Annotated in this window: 15 protein-coding genes; 13 read left to right on the forward strand and 2 right to left on the reverse strand. The window is 69.9% G+C overall.

Translation table 11 applies throughout. The features are described 5' to 3' along the window. Nucleotides 1-87 precede the first annotated feature (87 nt). Nucleotides 88-1887 (forward strand): proline--tRNA ligase, encoded by a 1800-nt coding sequence (locus FCK90_RS11385; RefSeq protein WP_158034427.1) that lies wholly within the window; start codon nt 88-90, stop codon nt 1885-1887. A gap of 28 nt (nt 1888-1915) precedes the next feature. Here FCK90_RS11385 and FCK90_RS11390 read toward each other — a convergent pair whose 3' ends face one another. Continuing rightward, nucleotides 1916-2935, reverse strand: coding sequence for a hypothetical protein (locus FCK90_RS11390; RefSeq protein ID WP_158034428.1), 1020 nt, complete (start codon nt 2933-2935; stop codon nt 1916-1918). A gap of 163 nt (nt 2936-3098) precedes the next feature. Here FCK90_RS11390 and FCK90_RS11395 point away from each other — a divergent pair, with 163 nt between their 5' ends. From FCK90_RS11395 to FCK90_RS11435, 9 genes are all read left to right on the forward strand, one after another. After that, nucleotides 3099-3632 (forward strand): ribosome maturation factor RimP, encoded by a 534-nt coding sequence (locus tag FCK90_RS11395; RefSeq protein WP_246180221.1) that lies wholly within the window; start codon nt 3099-3101, stop codon nt 3630-3632. A 234-nt stretch (nt 3633-3866) separates the two neighbouring features. Beyond that, nucleotides 3867-4841, forward strand: a complete 975-nt coding sequence (gene nusA, locus FCK90_RS11400) for a transcription termination factor NusA (RefSeq protein ID WP_158034430.1) — start codon at nt 3867-3869, stop codon at nt 4839-4841. Nucleotides 4842-4995: 154 nt separating this feature from the next. After that, nucleotides 4996-5286: a YlxR family protein gene (locus FCK90_RS11405; RefSeq protein ID WP_158034431.1), complete on the forward strand. Its 291-nt coding sequence runs from the start codon at nt 4996-4998 to the stop codon at nt 5284-5286. A gap of 257 nt (nt 5287-5543) precedes the next feature. Then, on the forward strand, nt 5544-8480 hold the full coding sequence (gene infB / locus FCK90_RS11410) for a translation initiation factor IF-2 (RefSeq protein ID WP_158034432.1): 2937 nt from the start codon (nt 5544-5546) through the stop codon (nt 8478-8480). A 123-nt stretch (nt 8481-8603) separates the two neighbouring features. Beyond that, the gene (gene rbfA, locus FCK90_RS11415; RefSeq protein WP_158034433.1) at nt 8604-9092 is read left to right on the forward strand and encodes a 30S ribosome-binding factor RbfA; all 489 of its coding nucleotides are present in this window, start codon (nt 8604-8606) and stop codon (nt 9090-9092) included. Nucleotides 9093-9211: 119 nt separating this feature from the next. Next, complete coding sequence (gene truB / locus FCK90_RS11420) at nt 9212-10123, forward strand: tRNA pseudouridine(55) synthase TruB (RefSeq protein WP_246180231.1); 912 nt, start codon at nt 9212-9214, stop codon at nt 10121-10123. A 98-nt stretch (nt 10124-10221) separates the two neighbouring features. Continuing rightward, entirely contained in the window at nt 10222-10593 is a 372-nt protein-coding gene (locus FCK90_RS11425) for a hypothetical protein (protein ID WP_158034435.1), read from the forward strand. Nucleotides 10594-10637: 44 nt separating this feature from the next. Then, nucleotides 10638-11198 carry a hypothetical protein gene (locus FCK90_RS11430; RefSeq protein WP_425481703.1) on the forward strand — a complete coding sequence of 187 codons (561 nt, stop codon included), beginning with the start codon at nt 10638-10640 and terminating at the stop codon, nt 11196-11198. A 433-nt stretch (nt 11199-11631) separates the two neighbouring features. After that, nucleotides 11632-12600: a bifunctional riboflavin kinase/FAD synthetase gene (locus tag FCK90_RS11435; RefSeq protein ID WP_158034436.1), complete on the forward strand. Its 969-nt coding sequence runs from the start codon at nt 11632-11634 to the stop codon at nt 12598-12600. 66 nt (nt 12601-12666) lie between these two features. On the opposite strand, the gene FCK90_RS11440 is transcribed toward FCK90_RS11435, so the two are convergent. Next, nucleotides 12667-13635 (reverse strand): aldo/keto reductase, encoded by a 969-nt coding sequence (locus FCK90_RS11440; RefSeq protein ID WP_343029897.1) that lies wholly within the window; start codon nt 13633-13635, stop codon nt 12667-12669. Between the two features lie 283 nt (nt 13636-13918). Between FCK90_RS11440 and rpsO the strand changes: the two genes are divergently transcribed. The 3 genes from rpsO (at nt 13919) to FCK90_RS11455 (ending at nt 18380) form a co-directional block, all read left to right on the forward strand. Further along, nucleotides 13919-14188: a 30S ribosomal protein S15 gene (gene rpsO, locus FCK90_RS11445; RefSeq protein ID WP_158034437.1), complete on the forward strand. Its 270-nt coding sequence runs from the start codon at nt 13919-13921 to the stop codon at nt 14186-14188. Nucleotides 14189-14565: 377 nt separating this feature from the next. Then, nucleotides 14566-16824 carry a polyribonucleotide nucleotidyltransferase gene (locus tag FCK90_RS11450; protein WP_158034438.1) on the forward strand — a complete coding sequence of 753 codons (2259 nt, stop codon included), beginning with the start codon at nt 14566-14568 and terminating at the stop codon, nt 16822-16824. Nucleotides 16825-16982: 158 nt separating this feature from the next. Next, nucleotides 16983-18380, forward strand: coding sequence for a M16 family metallopeptidase (locus FCK90_RS11455; RefSeq protein WP_158034439.1), 1398 nt, complete (start codon nt 16983-16985; stop codon nt 18378-18380). The last annotated feature ends 41 nt before the right edge of the window (nt 18381-18421 follow it).

Genomic DNA, 18421 nt, shown 5'->3' on the forward strand with positions numbered 1-18421 from the left:
TCTGGCCCTTCGTCGTCGCGCTGCAGCGGCACACCGGGGAAGCGCTGGGACCGAACTCTTCACCGATCACCCCGAAACGGAGCGCCCGTGGCACTGCGACTCTCCACCTTGTTCCTGCGCACCCTGCGCGAGGACCCCGTAGACGCCGAGGTGGCCAGTCACCGCCTGCTTGCGCGCGGCGGCTACATCCGGCGGGTCGCCCCCGGCGGTTTCGCCTGGCTGCCCCTGGGCATGATCGTGCTGCGCAACATCGAGGCGATCGTGCGCGAGGAGATGAACGCCATCGGCGGCCAGGAGGTGCTGTTCCCGGCGCTCCTGCCCCGTGAGCCCTACGAGGCCACCGGCCGCTGGGAGGAGTACGGCGACAACCTCTTCCGGGTCAAGGACCGCAAGGACGCGGACCACCTCCTGGCGCCCACCCACGAAGAGGTCTTCACCCTGCTGGTCAAGGACCTCTACTCGTCCTACAAGGACCTGCCCACGATCCTCTACCAGATCCAGACCAAGTACCGGGACGAGGCGCGTCCGCGGGCCGGGCTGATCCGGACGCGGGAGTTCATCATGAAGGACTCGTACTCCTTCGACGTCGACGACGATGGCCTGGCCGAGTCCTACCGCCTGCACCGGGCCGCCTATGTGCGAATCTTCGAACGACTGGGACTCGAGGTCGTCGCCGTCTCCGCCGACTCGGGCGCCATGGGCGGTTCGCGATCGGAGGAGTTCCTGTTCCCCACCGCCATAGGGGAGGACACCTTCGTACGATCGCCCGGAGGGTACGCCGCCAACGTGGAGGCGGTGACCACCGTCGTGCCGGAGGCCGTGCCCTACGACGACGCCCCGGCCGCCGTCGTGCGCAACACCCCGGCCTCGCCGACCATCGAGTCGCTCGTGCGCCAGTCCCAGGAGCTGCACCCGCGCGAGGACCGGGAGTGGACCGCCGCGGACACACTGAAGAACGTGGTCCTGAAGATCACCCGCCCGGACGGCGAGCACGTCCTGGTGGCGGTGGGGCTGCCGGGCGACCGCAACGTCGACATCAAGCGCCTGGAGGTCAGCATCGGCGACGCCCTGGAGATCCAGGGCGAGATCGAGGTCGAGCAGGCCTCCGACGACGACCTCCGGTCCCGGCCGCTGATCGTCAAGGGCTACCTGGGGCCGGGGCTGAACCTCGGCGAGCCCCTGCTGGGCGAGAAGTCCGTGACGGGTATCCCGTACTTCGTGGATCCGCGCGTGGTCGAGGGCACCCGCTGGGTGACCGGGGCGAACGTCTCCGGACAGCACGTCTACGACCTCGTGGCCGGCCGGGACTTCACGTGGGACGGCACCATCGAGTGCGCGCAGGTACTGCCCGGTGATCCCGCCCCGGACGGATCCGGGCCCCTGGAGGCCGCCCGCGGCATCGAGATGGGGCACGTCTTCGCCCTGGGCCGCAAGTACGCGGAGGTCCTGGGGCTCAAGGTCCTCGACCAGAACGGCAAGCAGGTCGTGGTGACCATGGGCTCCTACGGGTTCGGCGTCACCAGGGCCGTGGCTGCCCTGGCCGAGGCCTACCACGATGACAAGGGCCTGATCTGGCCCCGGGCGGTGGCCCCGGCCGACATCCACGTCGTGGCCACCGGCAAGGGGGCGGAGTTCATGGCCGAGGCCGAGAAGATCGTGGAAGAGCTGGAGGCCCAAGGCCTCAAGGTGCTCTTCGACGACCGCGCCAAGGTCTCCCCGGGTGTGCGGTTCGGCGACTTCGAGCTGCTGGGCGTGCCCACCATGCTGGTGGTCGGCCGCGGCCTGGCCGATGGGATGCTCGAGCTCAAGGACCGTGCCACCGGAGAGGCCCGCGACGTCCGGCGCGACGGCGTCGGCCCGGAGGTGGCCGCGGCGATCCGTGGCTGATCCGTACCCGTCCTTCAGAGTCCGTCTCTCAGCCGGTCTCGAGACCCGGAAGGGCTTCGAGACCGGCTGCGGCATCTCCGGGAGCCGCGTCGATCCCGCGGACCCGGACCTGGGTCACGACGGCTCGCAGCAGCACCGCCTCGCCGGGCGCCGACGCCCGCGGATCCTCCCCGGCGTCCAGAATCTGGGCTGCGGCGGCATCGGTGAGATCGGCCATCAGCCGGTCGAGGGCTCGTCCCGGTTCGCTCCGGAACCCGGCGGGCATGCTCGGCTGCCCGCTGACCACCCCCGGGCTGCGGGCGGTCATGGCCCGGAGCCAGGCGCCGTCGAGCACGGGGTCCAGGGAACGCGACCAGTCCCCGGGCCGGGGCCTCTCGCCTTTCGGCAGGGCCTCCCAGGTCTGCGCCGCGAAGCGGGTGCCGGCCAGGGCGGAGGCGAGCCCGAACGCCGGCTCGTCCGACGGCGCCGGTGAGCTGCCGTCCTCCGCCGGCCCCTCCGTCACGGCGGATGCCGCCTCCTCGGCCGGTTCCGGCACCAGGGAGGTCGCGCTGCCGGGATCGGCACCCAGGTCCACGGCGACGGCGGCGCGATATGCCGCCGCCGAGACGTTCACCGCGCGCTGCTGCCGGTCCGCCGCGGGCAGGTCCAGGAGTTCACGCGCCGTGCTCAGCAGGGCCCGCTGCGGATCCGTCACGGTGGAATATTGCACCAGCTGCGTCTCGTCGTCCGCTTCTTCGGCAGCCCGCTCCCGCGCGGACTGCGACGGCTCCGGCCCCATGGCGTCGAGCTGCTGCTGGAGGTCCTCCCTGATGGCCTCCGCCTGCCCGGCCGTCAGGCCCTCCCAGTGCCGGGCCTCCGTCAGGGCCTCGGAGGCGAGCCAGGCACGGGTGGCGTCCGGATCCTCGATGTCCCGGGAGGAGCCGACCGCGCCCGCGAGCCCCCAGACCCCGGCCAGCGCCGCAGCCAGCACGACGATCAGGACGAGGACCGGCGTGGTGCCCGGCCAGGACCGGGCCCGCGGAGCGGGGCGTACGGAGCGTTGACGCATGGTCGTCCTCTCTCACGATCTGTGCTTCGCGGCCGGGGCGGGGGCTGAGCTGCGGGGCCGGCACTCAGGGGCGCCCGCGGACTGGGGAAGACTCCCGGGCCGGCGGGAGACCTTAGGATGGGGGCGCTTGGACCGTAACCCGCCGATCACCAGGAGCCTAACCGTGACCACTCCGGCAAGCACCGACCCCGCTGCCCCGCTGCGCGAGATCCTGACCCCCGTGGTCGAAGGCCAGGGTCTGTACCTGGAGGAGATCAGCGTCAGGGGAGCGGGCGCCAGCCGCATCGTGCAGGTCCTGGTGGACCTGCCCGACGACACCACCGAGGGCGTGGACCTCGAAGACATCGCCCGGGTGTCGCGCGCGGTGTCGGAGGCCCTGGACGAGTACGACGCCGTGGACGGTCCCGGCTACGAGCTGGAGGTCTCCTCCCCGGGGGCCGCCCGGGAACTCAAGCAGCTACGGCACTGGAAGCGCTCCGTGGGCCGTCAGGTCACGGTCACGCCCATGGACACCGTCCGTGAGGCGAAGTTCACGGCCCGCCTGCTGTCCGTCGACACGTCGGCCGGCGAGGACCACGCCGTCGTCACGCTGCAGCGCAGCGAGCAGGTCAAGAAGGGCATGCCGGTCAAGCAGCTGCCGCCCGAGACCTGGACGCTGACGGAGATCCGGCGGGCCAAGGTCCAGGTCCAGGATTGAGCCCGTACCGCATCCGCGGCGAGGACGGGCCCGCTCGGCCGGTCCCGGGCGGGTGTATGGTGGAGGGCTGATACCGGAGCGCAGCGCGCAATCCGGGCCGCCGGATCGGCGGACCGGAGCGGAAGCGACCGCCATGTAAGTTCTCGAGGACAGCGTTCCGCCCGGACCGGGTGGTGCGCTGTTGTCAATCACTGGGCGCAGGAGGTCCCGCGCACCACGACAGGAAGGCCCGATATGGACATCGACATGAGTGCCCTGCGGATGCTTGAGCGTGAGCGCGAAATCCCCGTAGACCTGCTGGTCCCCACGATCGAGCAGGCCCTGGTCCTGGCCTACATGCGCTCCCCGGGCGCCATCAAGGACGCCCGCGCGGAGATCGATCCCAAGACCGGCCACGTGACCATCTGGGCTCCCGAAGTGGACGAGGACGGCAGCAGGATCGGGGAGTTCGACGACACCCCGGACGGCTTCGGCCGGATCGCCGCCTCGACCGCCCGGCAGGTCATCCTGCAGCGTCTGCGCGACGTCGAGGACGACACCGTCCTGGGCCATTTCAAGGGCCGCGAGGGCGAAGTGGTCTCCGGGCAGATCCAGCAGGGCCGCAATCCGCACATGGTCCAGGTGGACCTGGGGACGGTCGAGGCCGTCCTTCCGCCGCACGAGCAGGTGCCGGGGGAGAAGTACCCCCACGGCGGCCGGATCCGCGCCTACGTGCTCGAGGCCCGCCGGGGCCCCAAGGGACCCTCCATCACCCTGTCCCGTTCGCATCCGGAACTGGTCCGCCGGCTCTTCGAGTTCGAGGTCCCGGAGATCGCCGACGGCGACGTCGAGATCATGGCCATCGCCCGGGAGGCCGGCCACCGGTCCAAGATCGCCGTGGCCGCCAACACGTCGGGCGTCAACGCCAAGGGATCGTGCATCGGCGAGATGGGCACCCGCGTGCGCGCCGTCATGAACGAGCTGGGTGGCGAGAACATCGATATCGTCGACTGGTCCAACGACCCCGCCGTATTCATCGGCAACGCCCTGTCTCCCGCGAAGACCGTGAAGGTCGAGGTTCTCGACGAGCGGGCCAAGACAGCGCGCGCCGTCGTGGCCGATAACAAGCTCTCCCTGGCCATCGGCAAGGAGGGGCAGAACGCCCGCCTGGCGGCCAAGCTGACCGGGTGGAAGATCGACATCGTTCCCGAATCCCGCGACAGCGCCTGAGGGCCGTCCCGAGCCGCCCAGCGTGGCGAAGGCCTCAAATTCGGCTGAGAATCGATCGAGGGGCTAGACTGTTCGGCGGTCGAAAAGTCGATGGGACGTGCCTCCGCGCGGAACCACGCGGAGGAATTTCTCAACACAGGGGTGCGTTCATTTCGTGAGACACGTTGCGCGCCGCACCTGTATTGGATGCCGGGCCGTCGATGAACCCGACCAGCTCGTGCGCTTGACCGTGCGCACCGACGCGACCGGGACCGCCGTCGTCATGATCGACGAAGGGCGCAGACTCGGTGGCCGAGGTGCTTGGCTGCATCCCACGGAACAGTGTCTGCAGAACGCCGTGCGCCGCAAGGCTTTCAACCGCGCCTTCCGCGCGCCGGTGGACGCGGACGCCGTGGTGCAGACGTTCAGGCAGGTGGCCTCGGAAACGGCCGCCGAGCACGAGTAAGCCGACCACGGCCGCCAGTACGGGCGGCCGGGTCCGGACCGGCTGGCCCGTCAACGTGGCGGACAGACGACTTCCGGTGCGGACTGTTATGGAAAGCGAGTCAGAAGCTGATGGAAACCCGATGAGTGCCGAACGATGAGTGCTTCAGAGTGCTCTGAAAACGGTGTTCCCGTGCGCCCGAAGTCTGCGCGGGAGAACCCCCACGGCAAGTAGTCGGTCCGCCTCCTGTCACGGATGCGGACCGGGACAGGAGAGAAGTGGCTAAGCAACGAGTACACGAGCTGGCCAAAGAGCTCGGCATGACCTCCAAGGAGGCCATCGCCAAACTGCAGGATCTGGGCGAATTCGTCCGCGGAGCGTCCTCTACGGTCGAACCGCCGGTCGCCAAGAAGCTCAAGGACGCCATCGGCACCGGTGGTGCGGCGTCCGCCAAGTCCGCTGCGGCCAAGGAGTCCGCCGGGAAGGCGGCCCAGGCCCCCCAGACCGATACGAAAGCCGCGGCGCCCAAGCCCTCGGCTGCTCCCAAGCCCGGTGTGAAGCCCGGGCCCAAGCCGGCTGCCGCGAAGGCACCGGCCGAGGAGACCAAGCCCGAGACCCCGGCGGAGCCGCAGCAAGCACCGGCTGAGCCGGCTGCCGAGGCCGCTCCGGCTGCGGAGACCCCGGAGGCTCCGGCGGCCAAGCCCGCGCCCAAGCCCACCGGCGGCCCGACCCCGGGCCCCAAGCCCGGCGGGGCCGGCCCGCGTCCGGGCAACAACCCGTTCGCCTCGCAGCAGGGGATGTCGCGCTCCGGTCCGCGCCCGCAGGGCGGCGGCCAGGGCGGTCCCCGTCCCGGCGGCCCGCGTCCGGGCAACAACCCGTTCGCCTCGCAGCAGGGGATGTCGCGTCCTGGTCCGCGCCCGCAGGGCGGTCAGGGCGGTCCCCGTCCGGCGGCTCCCCGTCCGGGTCAGGGCGGCGGCCAGGGCGGTCCCCGTCCGGCGGCTCCCCGTCCGGGTCAGGGCGGCGGCCAGGGCGGTCCCCGTCCCGCTGCTCCCCGTCCGGGACAGGCGCCTCGCGGACCCCGTCCCGCGGGTCCCCGCCCCAGCCCGAACATGATGCCCGGTCACACCGCCAACGTGGCCCCGGTCGGTTCGCGGCCCGGCGGCCGCGGCGGAGCCGGTGCCGGCCAGGGCGGCCCGCGCCGCGGTGGCGGTGGCGGTGCTCCCGGCGGCGGAGGCGGATTCCGTCCCGGTGGCGGACCCGGCCGCGGTGGCCGCGGTGCGACCCAGGGCGCCTTCGGGCGCGGTGGGCCCTCCCGCAAGGGCCGCAAGTCGCGTCGGGCGAAGCGCCAGGAACTGGAGCAGATGAACGCACCGAAGATCGGTGGCGTCTCCGTTCCGCACGGTGACGGCTCGACCGAGGTGCGGCTGCGCCGCGGCGCGTCCCTGATGGACTTCGCCGAGAAGATCGAGGCCAACCCGGCAGCGCTGGTCCAGGTGCTGATCCACCTGGGCGAGATGGCGACCCAGACCCAGTCGCTGGACGAGGAGACCTTCGAGCTGCTCGGTGCCGAGCTGGGCTACGTCATCAAGGTGGTCTCGCCCGAGGACGAGGAGCGCGAGCTCTTCGAGTCCTTCGACATCGACCTGGCCGCCGAATCGGCTGCCGAGGACGAGGAAGTGCTGGAGCCGCGCCCGGCCGTCGTGACCGTCATGGGCCACGTCGACCATGGTAAGACCCGCCTGCTGGACGCCATCCGGAACACCCGCGTGATCGAGGGCGAAGCCGGCGGCATCACCCAGCACATCGGTGCCTACCAGATCTCCACCGAGGTGGAGGGCGAGGATCGCCGCCTGACCTTCATCGACACCCCCGGTCACGAGGCCTTCACGGCCATGCGTGCCCGCGGTGCCCAGGTCACGGACATCGCCCTGCTCGTGGTCGCCGCCGACGACGGCGTCATGCCGCAGACCGTCGAGGCGCTCAACCACGCCCAGGCGGCCAACGTGCCGATCGTCGTCGCGGTGAACAAGATCGACAAGCCCGACTCCAACCCGGAGAAGATCCGCGGCCAGCTCACCGAGTACGGCCTGGTTCCCGAGGAATACGGTGGCGACACCATGTTCGTCGACGTCTCCGCACGTGCCGGTCAGAACATCCAGGGCCTGCTCGAGGCGGTCGTGCTGACCGCCGACGGCACCCTGGAGCTGCAGGCGAACCCGAACAAGGAAGCCCGCGGTGTGGCCATCGAGGCCAACCTGGACAAGGGCCGTGGCGCGGTGTGCACCGTGCTGGTCCAGTCCGGCACCCTGCACGTGGGCGACGCCATGGTGGCTGGTGGCGCGCACGGCCGCGTCCGGGCGATGTTCGACGAGGACGGCCAGGCAGTGGAAGAGGCGACTCCTTCGCGGCCCGTGCAGGTGCTCGGCCTGAACTCCGTGCCGCGTGCCGGTGACACCTTCCTGGTGACCAGCGAGGAGCGGACGGCCCGGCAGATCGCCGAGAAGCGTCAGGCGGCCGACCGCAACGCCCTGCTGGCCAAGCGCCGCAAGCGCGTGACCCTGGAGTCCTTCGACGCCGCCGTGGCCGAGGGCAAGATCGACACCCTGAACCTGATCATCAAGGGCGACGTGTCCGGTGCCGTGGAGGCCCTGGAAGACTCGCTCATGAAGATCGAGGTGGCCTCGGACGAGGTTCAACTGCGCGTGATCCACCGCGGCGTGGGTGCGATCACCCAGAACGACGTCAACCTGGCGACCGTGGACAACGCGATCATCATCGGCTTCAACGTCCGTCCGGCGGAGCGGGTCACCGACCTCGCCGACCGCGAAGGCGTCGAGATGAAGTTCTACTCGGTCATCTACAACGCCCTGGACGACGTCGAGGCAGCCTTGAAGGGCATGCTCAAGCCGGAGTACGAGGAAGTCGAGCTCGGCAAGGCGGAGGTCCGCGAGGTGTTCCGCTCCTCCAAGTGGGGCAACATCGCCGGTTCCTACGTGACCGAGGGGCTGATCAGGCGCAACGCCAACGCGCGTCTGGTCCGCGACGGCAACGTGGTGCAGGACAAGCTGAAGATCGAGTCGCTGCGTCGCTTCAAGGACGACGCCGTCGAGGTCCGCGACGGATACGAGTGCGGTATCGGACTCGGCTCCTTCAACGACATCAAGGAAGGCGACATCATCGAGACCTGGGAGCTTCAGGAGAAGCCCCGCGCTTGATCGCCCGATCGTGACGGCCCGTACCGTTGTCCTCACCGGACGGGGTACGGGCCGTTGCCACCCTCGCGGATCCACCAAGCCCTCAAGCAAATCCCACCGAACTCACCGAGCCAAGGAGCAACCATGGCCGACACTCAGCGCGCATCCCGCCTGGCCGACCGCATCAAGGTGATCGTGGCCCAGGCCCTGGAGCGTCGCATCAAGGATCCCCGGCTGGGGTTCGTGACCATCACGGACGCCCGGGTGACCAATGACCTTCAGCATGCCACCGTGTACTACACGGTCTACGGCACCGCCGAGGAGAAGGCCGACTCGGCCCGGGCACTGGAGTCCGCCAAGGGCATCCTGCGCTCCGAGGTCGGCAAGAACATCACGGCGCGGCTGACCCCGACCCTGACCTTCGTGGCCGACGAGATCCCCGAGGCCGCATCGCACCTCGAGGACGTGCTGCGCCGGGCCAAGGAGAAGGACGCCGAGGTCGCGGCAGCCGCCGTCGGCGCCCAGTACGCCTCCGACGAGAACCCCTACCGCAGCGCGGATGAGGACGCCGAGGACCTCGCCGACCAGGATTCCGGCGCGCCGGCCGGGTCGCCGGAGTCCACGGAGCGGTGACCGCCTCGGCTCGCAGTGACTCCTCCCGCGGTGCCCGCTCCCCGTCCGTCGAGGGCGGGGAGCGGGCACCGCGGGAGGAGGTCCCGCGTCCGGATCCGCAGCTTCCCGTCCCCGAGGGACTGGTCGTGGTGGACAAACCCCAGGGCTGGACCAGCCACGATGTCGTCGGCCGCCTCCGCCGTCTGTGCGGCACCAAGAAGGTGGGCCACGCGGGGACGCTGGATCCGATGGCCACGGGCGTCCTGGTGGCGGGCGTGGGCCGGGGGACCAAGCTCCTGACCTACCTGGTGGGCGCGGACAAGACCTACGACGCCGTCATCCGGCTGGGCGTGGCCACCGTCACGGAGGACGCCGAGGGAGAGGTCACCTCCGTCGCGGAGACCGCACGCGTGGAGGCCGTGACCGACGAGGCGATCGCGGGGGCGGTGAGCGCGCTGACGGGTCCGATCCGGCAGGTGCCCTCCGCGGTGTCCGCGATCAAGGTCGACGGCAAGCGCTCCTACGCCCGTGTCCGGGCGGGGGAGGATGTCCAGCTCGACGCCCGGTCCGTGACCGTCTCGCGTTTCGAGGTGCACGAGGTCTCGCGGCACCGGCTGGCCGATGGCTCGGCCGTCATCGACCTGTCCGTCACCGTGGACGTCTCCTCGGGCACTTACGTGCGCGCCCTGGCCCGCGACCTGGGCGAGGCTCTGGGCATCCATGGCCACCTGACCGCGTTGCGGCGCACCCGCGTGGGTTCGCTGGACTTGTCGCACGCGAGCGACCTGGAGCGGCTGCGCGCCATCGTCGCCGACGGCGGGACCGTTCCGGCGACCTCCCTGGACGAGGCGGCGCGAGCCATGTTCCCCGTCCGGGAGCTCTCGCAACGGGAAGCGCTCGATCTCAGCCACGGCAAGCGCATACCGGCTACCGGAACCCGGGACCTGACCGCTGCCTTCGACCCTGAGGGCCGTGTGGTGGCCCTGGTCGAAGACCGGGGCAATCCCGGGGAGCGCACGGCGAAACCCGTCCTGGTGCTGCGCGCCCGGTGAGATGAGACGGGGATGGCCGGCCGGACAACACAGCCGGACTACGGTGGAACCGGCCCGCCCGGCGGAGGCAAAAGACATACGGATGAAGGAGACGACCGGTGCTGTGGGGTTATGACGGATGGTTCTGGGCCTCTGTGGTCCTCGGCACGCTGTCGTTCCTGGTGTGCGTGGTCCAAGCGCTGCGCGGCAAGGCGCCGGGCGACCTCACCCAGGGTTCCGTCCTGCTGCAGGAGGCCTTCCTGCTGCTGTACGGCCTGGGGTCGATCCTGATGCTCTTCATCGGCCCCGAGGCCTCGGGCAGCGTGCTCGAATACTGGGGCTATCTGCTGACCGCCCTGATCATCCCGGCCGGGACCTTCATCTGGTCTCTCGTCGAGCGATCGAGCTGGTCCAACTGGATCCTCGCGGCCACCGGGCCCACCATCATCGTGATGGTCTACAGAATGAACTTCATCTGGTATTACCAGTAGGGAGCAGAGCCTCATCGAGAGAGCTCATCCAGAAAGGACTGTGCGTGGCTCACGACCCCATTCCCCCGAAGCCGGATGAGGACGCCTCCCCGGTGGATCCCGCCGGGCAGGCACCTGTCCAGGGCACGGGCGGTGTGCTGCAACGCCGTTTCGGGCCGCGCGGGCAGCCCGTGCGCAAGGATGCCAAGTCCACCGGATTCGGGCGCGTGATCATCGCGATCTACGGCATCTTCGCCCTCTCCGCGGGGGTACGCGCGATCTACCAGATCGGCACCCAGTTCGACGTCGCCCCGCTGGCCTACCTGCTCTCCCTCTTCGCCGCGGTGGTCTACGTCCTGGCCGCCGTCGCCCTGACCAGGGCGGGACGGGTGTGGCATCGAGTGGCTACGGCTGCCGTGCTCATCGAGATGGCGGGAGTCATCGCCATCGGCGCCTGGACGTTCATCGCCCCGGATCTGTTCGCCGACGACACCGTGTGGTCCCACTTCGGGCAGGGCTACGGCTTCATCCCCCTCGTGCTGCCGTTCATCGGCATCCTCTGGCTCTGGCGCACCCGCCCCATGGCAGGCCTGGACGATGTCCCCTTGGAACGCGAGATCGCATGAGCGTCGTGCGCGGCCGACATCGGGCTGAACTTCGGCCCGCACGCCCGTGGGACGGGGGCCGCACAGGCGGCGTGCCGGCTGCTGATGGACTAGGCCTTCGGCACGCTGGGTTTCACTCATCTCCACTGGATCGCCTTCGACGGGAACTGGGCATCGGTCAAGACGGCCTGGAAGCTGGGTTTCGGCGAGCCCGTCTTCGTCCCGGGCTTCGGCGAGCAGCGCGGGGCGCTCGTGGACTGCTGGATGGCCTCGATCAAGGCCGGGGACCCCAGGGAGCCCGCCAACGCCTGGCGGGTACCGTCGTCGTGAGTCCGCCCGAATCGATTCGAGCGGCTACCCTGTGGGACGGGGAACGACCCGGCTGCCAGGATCCGCGGATCGGGCAGCCACCGACGCCCTGCCTCAGGATGAACCGCCGCCGCCAAGGAGCACTGTGCACCGTTTCCACGCCCTGACCGAGGTCCCCCGTGATTTCGGGCCGTCCGTGGTAACCGTCGGGAACTTCGACGGGGTCCACCGCGGTCACCAGGAGGTCCTCAGGAAGCTGGTGGGGCGTGCCCGAGCCGCGGGGCTGCAAGCGGTCGTGCTGACCTTCGACCCCCACCCGGCCGAGGTCCACCGCCCGGAGACGCACCGCGGCAAGATCATGGGCACCCGCGACAAGCTCGACGCCATGGAGGCCATCGGCCTGGACGCGGTGCTCGTGCAGCACTACGACCTGGACTTCTCGGCGCAGGCGCCCGAGGAGTTCGTCGCCGACTACCTGTGCGCCGGGCTGAACGCGCACTGCGTGGTGGTCGGTGCGGACGCCCGGTTCGGCAGGGGCAACTCCGGCGACGTCAAGGTCCTCCAGGAGCTGGGGGAGCGGCATGGTTTCGAGGTGGTGGTGGTCGAGGATCTCGAAGGCGACATGGTCGGCCACCACGTCGACCGCCGGATCTCCTCCACCTGGATCCGGGAGCTGCTCAACCAGGGCGACGTGGCCGAGGCCGCGATCATGCTGGGCAGGCCTCATCGCGTGCGCGGCACCGTGGTGCACGGGGCGGCGCGCGGACGCGAGCTGGGCTTCCCGACGGCCAATCTCGACTCCGCATCCGACGGCTACGTGCCCGCTGACGGCGTGTACGCCGGCTGGCTCATCGACGCGCGGGACCGCCGGTGGCCCGTGGCCGTTTCCGTGGGCTCGAACCCCACCTTCGACGGCGTGTCACGGGTGGTCGAGGCCCACGTCATCGACCGCCCGGTCGAGCGGGTCGAGGATTTCGACCTCTACGCCCAGGAGGTCGTGGTCGAGTTCGTGCAGCGCCTGCGCGGCATGGTGGCCTACGAGGGCGTGGAGAAGCTCGTGTCCCAGATGACGAAGGACGTCGACCGGACCCGCGAGATCCTTCGATCGCACTGACCCGCCCGATGTTCCTCGCCCGGTCCTGCCCGGTCCGAGACCGGGGCCCCGTCGCCTGCGGCGCGGTCACATCTCTTCGTGCTCCCACGGGTCGAAACCGGAGGCCGACAGACCGGTGTGCAGCATCTTCATCCGGCTCATCTGCCGGGAGGTCAGCTCCCATCCGAAGACATCCAGGTTCTCGGCCATGCGCTTGGCCTTGGAGGTCTTCGGGATCGGGAGCACGCCCGACTGGACGTGCCAGCGCAGGATGACCTGGGCCGGTGTGCGGCCCTGGTCGGCGGCGATCTCCTGGACCCACTCGTGCTCCAGCATCTTCGAGTCGTAGCCCAGGGGAGCCCACGCCTCGACCAGGATGCGATGCCCGTGATGATGGGCGCGCAGCTGTTCCTGCTGATACTGAGGCTGCAGTTCCACCTGGTTGACCGTCGGCGCCTCGCCCACCTTGGCGATGAGCTCGTCAACCATCTCGGGCGTGAAGTTCGAGACGCCCACCGAACCCACCAGGCCCTCGTCCCGCAGCTCCAGCATCGTCCGGAACGAGTCCACGTACAGGCCGTGCTTCGGGTTGGGCCAGTGGATGAGGTAGAGATCCACCCTGTCCAGGCCGAGACGGCCGAGGGAGCCCTCCAGGGAGCGGCGCACCGAATCCGTGCCGTGATCGCGTCCGGGCAGCTTGGTGGTCACGAAGACCTCGTCGCGCGGCAGCAGGGAATCCTTGATGGCCCGGCCGACCCCGGTCTCGTTCTCGTAGTTGACCGCCGTGTCGATCAGGCGGAAGCCGGTGGAGAGCGCCTCGTACACCACGGCCTCCGCCTCGGCGTCGTCCATGCGCGCGGTACCCAGGCCGATCTGGGGAATCCGGGTTCCGTCGTGCAGGGTATGACGGCGTCCGGCCACCCCCGCCTGATCGGTCAGCCCGGCGTCGAACTCGTGGTCGTCGAAGAAGTCCTCGCCCTTCTCGGCCTCTGCGCCGGCCCGGGCGATCTTCTCCTCGTCGTATTCGATCTGCGCTTCCTGCGGCTGATTGCTCACTGTTCTCTGCCTTCTCTCCGGTCGCGGACTGTTACCGTCATCCCATTCTCCCAGCAGCATGCTGTCAATACGGGTGACCGCGCGGATACGGGTTCGCGGGTCGTCCGGCCGGCGGTGGCGCCCTGCCCCGCCATCTCGTGGAGAGAGAGGCGGCCTGTTAGACTGTTCGGCGGTCCGCCTGCAGTCCGTGGCGGACGGACCCCCTCTCACCGGCTCGCCGGGCAGGGACCCGGCGCGAAGAATCGCGTACGGGCCGCACGGCACTGAACGCAAGGAGTTCATCATGGCCCTTGACCCCGCCGTCAAGCAGGAGATCATCAAGGAATACGCGACCCACGAGGGTGACACCGGTTCACCCGAGGTCCAGGTCGCCGTCCTGACCCGCCGCATCTCGGATCTCACCGAGCACCTGAAGATGCACAAGCACGACCACCACACCCGCCGCGGCCTCATGGCCCTGGTCGGTCGCCGTCGTCGTATGCTCACCTACCTGCGCGACACCGACATCGCCCGCTACCGTGCGCTCATCGGGCGCCTCGGCCTGCGCCGCTGATCGACGTCTTGAGCCGGGGCGGAGCCGAGGCCGCCACTGGTGGCCACGGCCCCGCCCCGACCTCTATCCCGGTACCGGCATCCCGTACCGGCCAAACTCCCAGCCGCAAATCCCGGCGCGCACGCCGGTCACCTGACAGGCTGGGGATGCACTAGAACCGTTCGCCTCCATGCGAGGCGAACTCCGGCGGTCCCGCTCGCGGTGACCGCCGACGCCCCGATGACACCGAGACCCGGGTGACGGTCCTCGACAGTGGCTCACGGATCCGCTGCGCGCTGCGGCGCGCACAGGCTCCGTGGGCTTCGATCGAAGGCCGAACGCGGGCGCGGTGACTTCTGGGCAGACCACAGAAGAATCCGATGAAATGGAGGTGACCCGTGGAGGGTCCCGAGATCCAGTTCGCTGAGGCCGTTATCGACAACGGCCGCTACGGCAAGCGCGTCGTGCGCTTCGAGACCGGTCTGCTGGCACAGCAGGCAGCCGGTTCCACCCTGGTGTCCATCGACGACGACACCACCCTGCTGTCCACCACCGCGATCGGCAAGAAGCCGCGCGAGGGTTTCGACTTCTTCCCGCTGACCGTGGACGTCGAGGAGCGGATGTACGCCGACGGGCGCATCCCGGGCTCCTTCTTCCGCCGTGAGGGACGTCCGTCCACCGACGCGATCCTGGCCTGCCGCCTGATCGACCGTCCGCTGCGCCCCGGCTTCGACAAGGGCATCCGCAACGAGGTCCAGGTGGTCGTGACCGTCCTGGCGATCGACCCGGACGAGATCTACAACACCGTGGCGATCAACGCCGCCTCGATGTCCACGACCCTCTCCGGCGCCCCGTTCGGCGGTCCCGTCGGCGGCGTCCGCCTGGCGCTGATCGCCCAGGCCGACGGCTCGCACCAGTGGGTGTGCTTCCCCAAGCACTCCCAGCTGGAGAACGCCGTGTTCGACATGGCCGTCGCCGGCCGCGTCGTGACCGGTGCCGACGGCTCCGAGGACGTCGCGATCATGATGGTCGAGGCCGAGGCCACCGACAACTCCTGGAGCCTCATCCACAGCGGTGCCGTCGCCCCGTCCGAGGAGATCGTGGCCGAGGGCCTGGAGGCCGCCAAGCCGTTCATCAAGGCCCTGTGCGAGGCCCAGGCGGACCTCAAGGCCCGCGCCGGCAAGCCCGCCATGGAGCTGCCGTACTTCGGCGGGCACGGCGACGACGTCGCCGCGGCCGTCAAGGAGTCTGCCGGGGACCGGCTGGCCGAGGTGTACGCCATCGCCGGCAAGCAGGAGCGCGAGGACGCCACCGACGAGCTGCACCAGGCCGTGCTGGCCGAGCTCGCCGGTGAGGGCAAGCCGTTCGAGGACCGTCTCAACGAGGTCAACGACGCCTACCAGAAGCTGACCAAGGAGACCGTGCGCCAGCGCATCCTGCGCGACGGCGTGCGCATCGACGGTCGCGGCCCCAAGGACATCCGCGAGCTGACCGCCATGGTGGAGATCCTGCCGCGCGTCCACGGCTCGGCGATCTTCCAGCGCGGAGAGACCCAGATCATGGGCGTCACCACGCTGAACATGCTCAAGCTCGAGCAGCAGATCGACTCCCTGTCGCCGGTGAAGTCCAAGCGGTACCTGCACCACTACAACTTCCCGCCGTACTCCACCGGCGAGACCGGCCGCGTGGGCTCGCCCAAGCGCCGCGAGATCGGCCACGGTGCGCTCGCCGAGCGCGCCCTGACGCCGGTCATCCCGTCGCGCGAGGAGTTCCCCTACGCGATCCGCCAGGTCTCCGAGGCCCTGGGCTCCAACGGCTCGACCTCCATGGGCTCGGTGTGCGCCTCGACCCTGTCGCTGCTCAACGCCGGCGTGCCCCTGCGCGCGCCCGTCGCCGGCATCGCGATGGGCCTGGTCACCGGCCAGGTCGACGGCCAGGACGCCCACGTGGCCCTGACCGACATCCTCGGCGCCGAGGACGCCCTGGGCGACATGGACTTCAAGGTCGCCGGCACCTCCGAGTTCGTCACCGCGATCCAGCTGGACACCAAGCTCGAGGGCATCCCCGCCGACGTCCTGGCCGCCGCGCTGACCCAGGCCCGCGATGCGCGCCTGGCCATCCTCGACGTGCTGAACTCCGCGATCGACGCTCCCGACGAGATGTCCGAGCACGCTCCGCGGATCATCACGGTCAACGTCCCGGTCTCCAAGATCGGCGAGGTCATCGGCCCCAAGGGCAAGATGATCAACCAGATCCAGGAGGACACCGGCGCCGACATCTCGATCGAGGACGACGGCACGGTCTACATCGGCGCCGTCGACGGTCCCTCCGCGGAGGCCGCTCGCTCGGCGATCAACGCGATCGCCAACCCGCAGGTCCCCGAGGTGGGCGAGCGCTACCTCGGCACGGTCGTGAAGACCACCACCTTCGGTGCCTTCGTGTCCCTGACCCCGGGTCGCGACGGCCTGCTGCATGTCACCGAGCTGCGCAAGCTCAACAACGGCGAGCGGGTCAACGACGTCGAGGACGTCGTCTCCGTCGGCCAGCAGGTGCAGGTGGAGATCACCAAGGTGGACGACCGCGGCAAGCTGTCGCTCTCCCCGGTGCTGGAGGCAGGCGACTCCGGCGACGAGGCCGAGGGATCCGAGGAGAACTGATCCCGCCACGCCGGCCCCGTGAAGGGGCCGGCCACGACTGACGACATCCCCGGGGCGCACGCGAGTCCCGGGGATGTCGGCCATAATGGCCGCATCCGGCCCGGCATCCCGCGGAACCGGATGCGACCTCCCCTTCGACAGGAGACTGAAGTAGCCGTATGACGGTTGTCGACCTACCATTGCTTCCCGCCGGCCTCGGCGGTGCGAACGATGCCAGCGCCCATGCGGCTCTGCGTCCCGGTGCAACCGGTGACCCCGGCTTCACGCACGTGATCCACGACGGCGACGGCGGCGCCGTCGTGACCCGGACCGTCCTGCCGTGCGGGACGCGGATCCTGACGGAGTCCATGCCCGGCCTGCTCTCGGCCACCGTGGGCTTCTGGGTGGGCGTCGGCTCGCGCGACGAGCAGCCGGGCCATCTGGGCTCCACCCATTTCCTGGAGCATCTCCTGTTCAAGGGCACGGCCAAGCGCAACGCCCTGCAGATCGCGGAGGCCTTCGATGAGGTCGGGGGCGAGTCCAACGCGATCACGGCCAAGGAGCACACCTGCTACTTCGCGCGTGTGCTCTCCGAGCAGCTGCCGATGGCGGTGGACGTGCTCATGGACATGGTCGCCGGCGCTGTGCTCGACCCCGAGGAACTCGAACGCGAACGCGGGGTCATCCTCGAAGAGCTGGCGATGGACCAGGACGATCCCACGGACGTGGCCTTCGAGCACTTCGTCGAGCACGTACTGCACGGCAACCCCCTGGCGCGCCCGATCGGCGGCACCCCGGAGGAGATCCTGTCCGTCAGCCGCGAACGCGTCTGGGAGCACTTCCGGGAGCACTACCGGCCGGAGGGCCTGGTGGTCACCGCGGCCGGCGGGCTGGACCATCAGGAGGTCGTGGACATGGTCGTGGAGGCGATGGCCACCGCGGGCTGGGACGCCCAGCGTCCCGCGGCTCCGCGTCAGCGGCGCACCCGGGGATCCCTGGATGCCACCACCCCGCAGCCCGAGTGGGGCAGGCACCTGCTGCACCGGCAGGTCGAGCAGAGCAACATCGTCATCGGCCGCCCCGGTCTGGTCGCCGGCGACGACCGCCGGTACCACATGACCGTCCTCAACGCGGCGCTCGGCGGTGGCATGTCCTCCCGCCTCTTCCAGGAGATCCGGGAGAAACGAGGGCTCGCCTACAACACCTTCTCCTTCGGAGGGTCGTACTCGGACGCCGGGTACTTCGGCATGTACGCGGGCTGCACCCCGGGCAAGACCGAGCAGGTGCTGCAGCTGATGACCGACGAGCTGGACAAGCTCGCCCAGGACGGTATCCGCGAGACCGAACTGCGCAAGGTGGTGGGTCAGCTGGCCGGCGGAACGGTCCTGGCCCTGGAGGACACGGGCTCCCGCATGTCCCGGCTGGGCACGGCGGAGCTGACCACGGGGGAGTTCCTCGATCTCGAGGAGACGCTCGACCGCGTGCGGGCGGTCACTCCCGAACAGGTCCGGGAGCTGGCCCAGGAGCTGGCTGACGGGCCCACCGTGGTCCAGGTCGTGGCCCCCGGCCAGGACTGAGCGTTCCGGCCCCACCCGCAGCCGAGGGATCAACCGACCGC

This window comes from Kocuria coralli (assembly GCF_008831305.1).
GTDB lineage: Bacteria > Actinomycetota > Actinomycetes > Actinomycetales > Micrococcaceae > Kocuria > Kocuria coralli.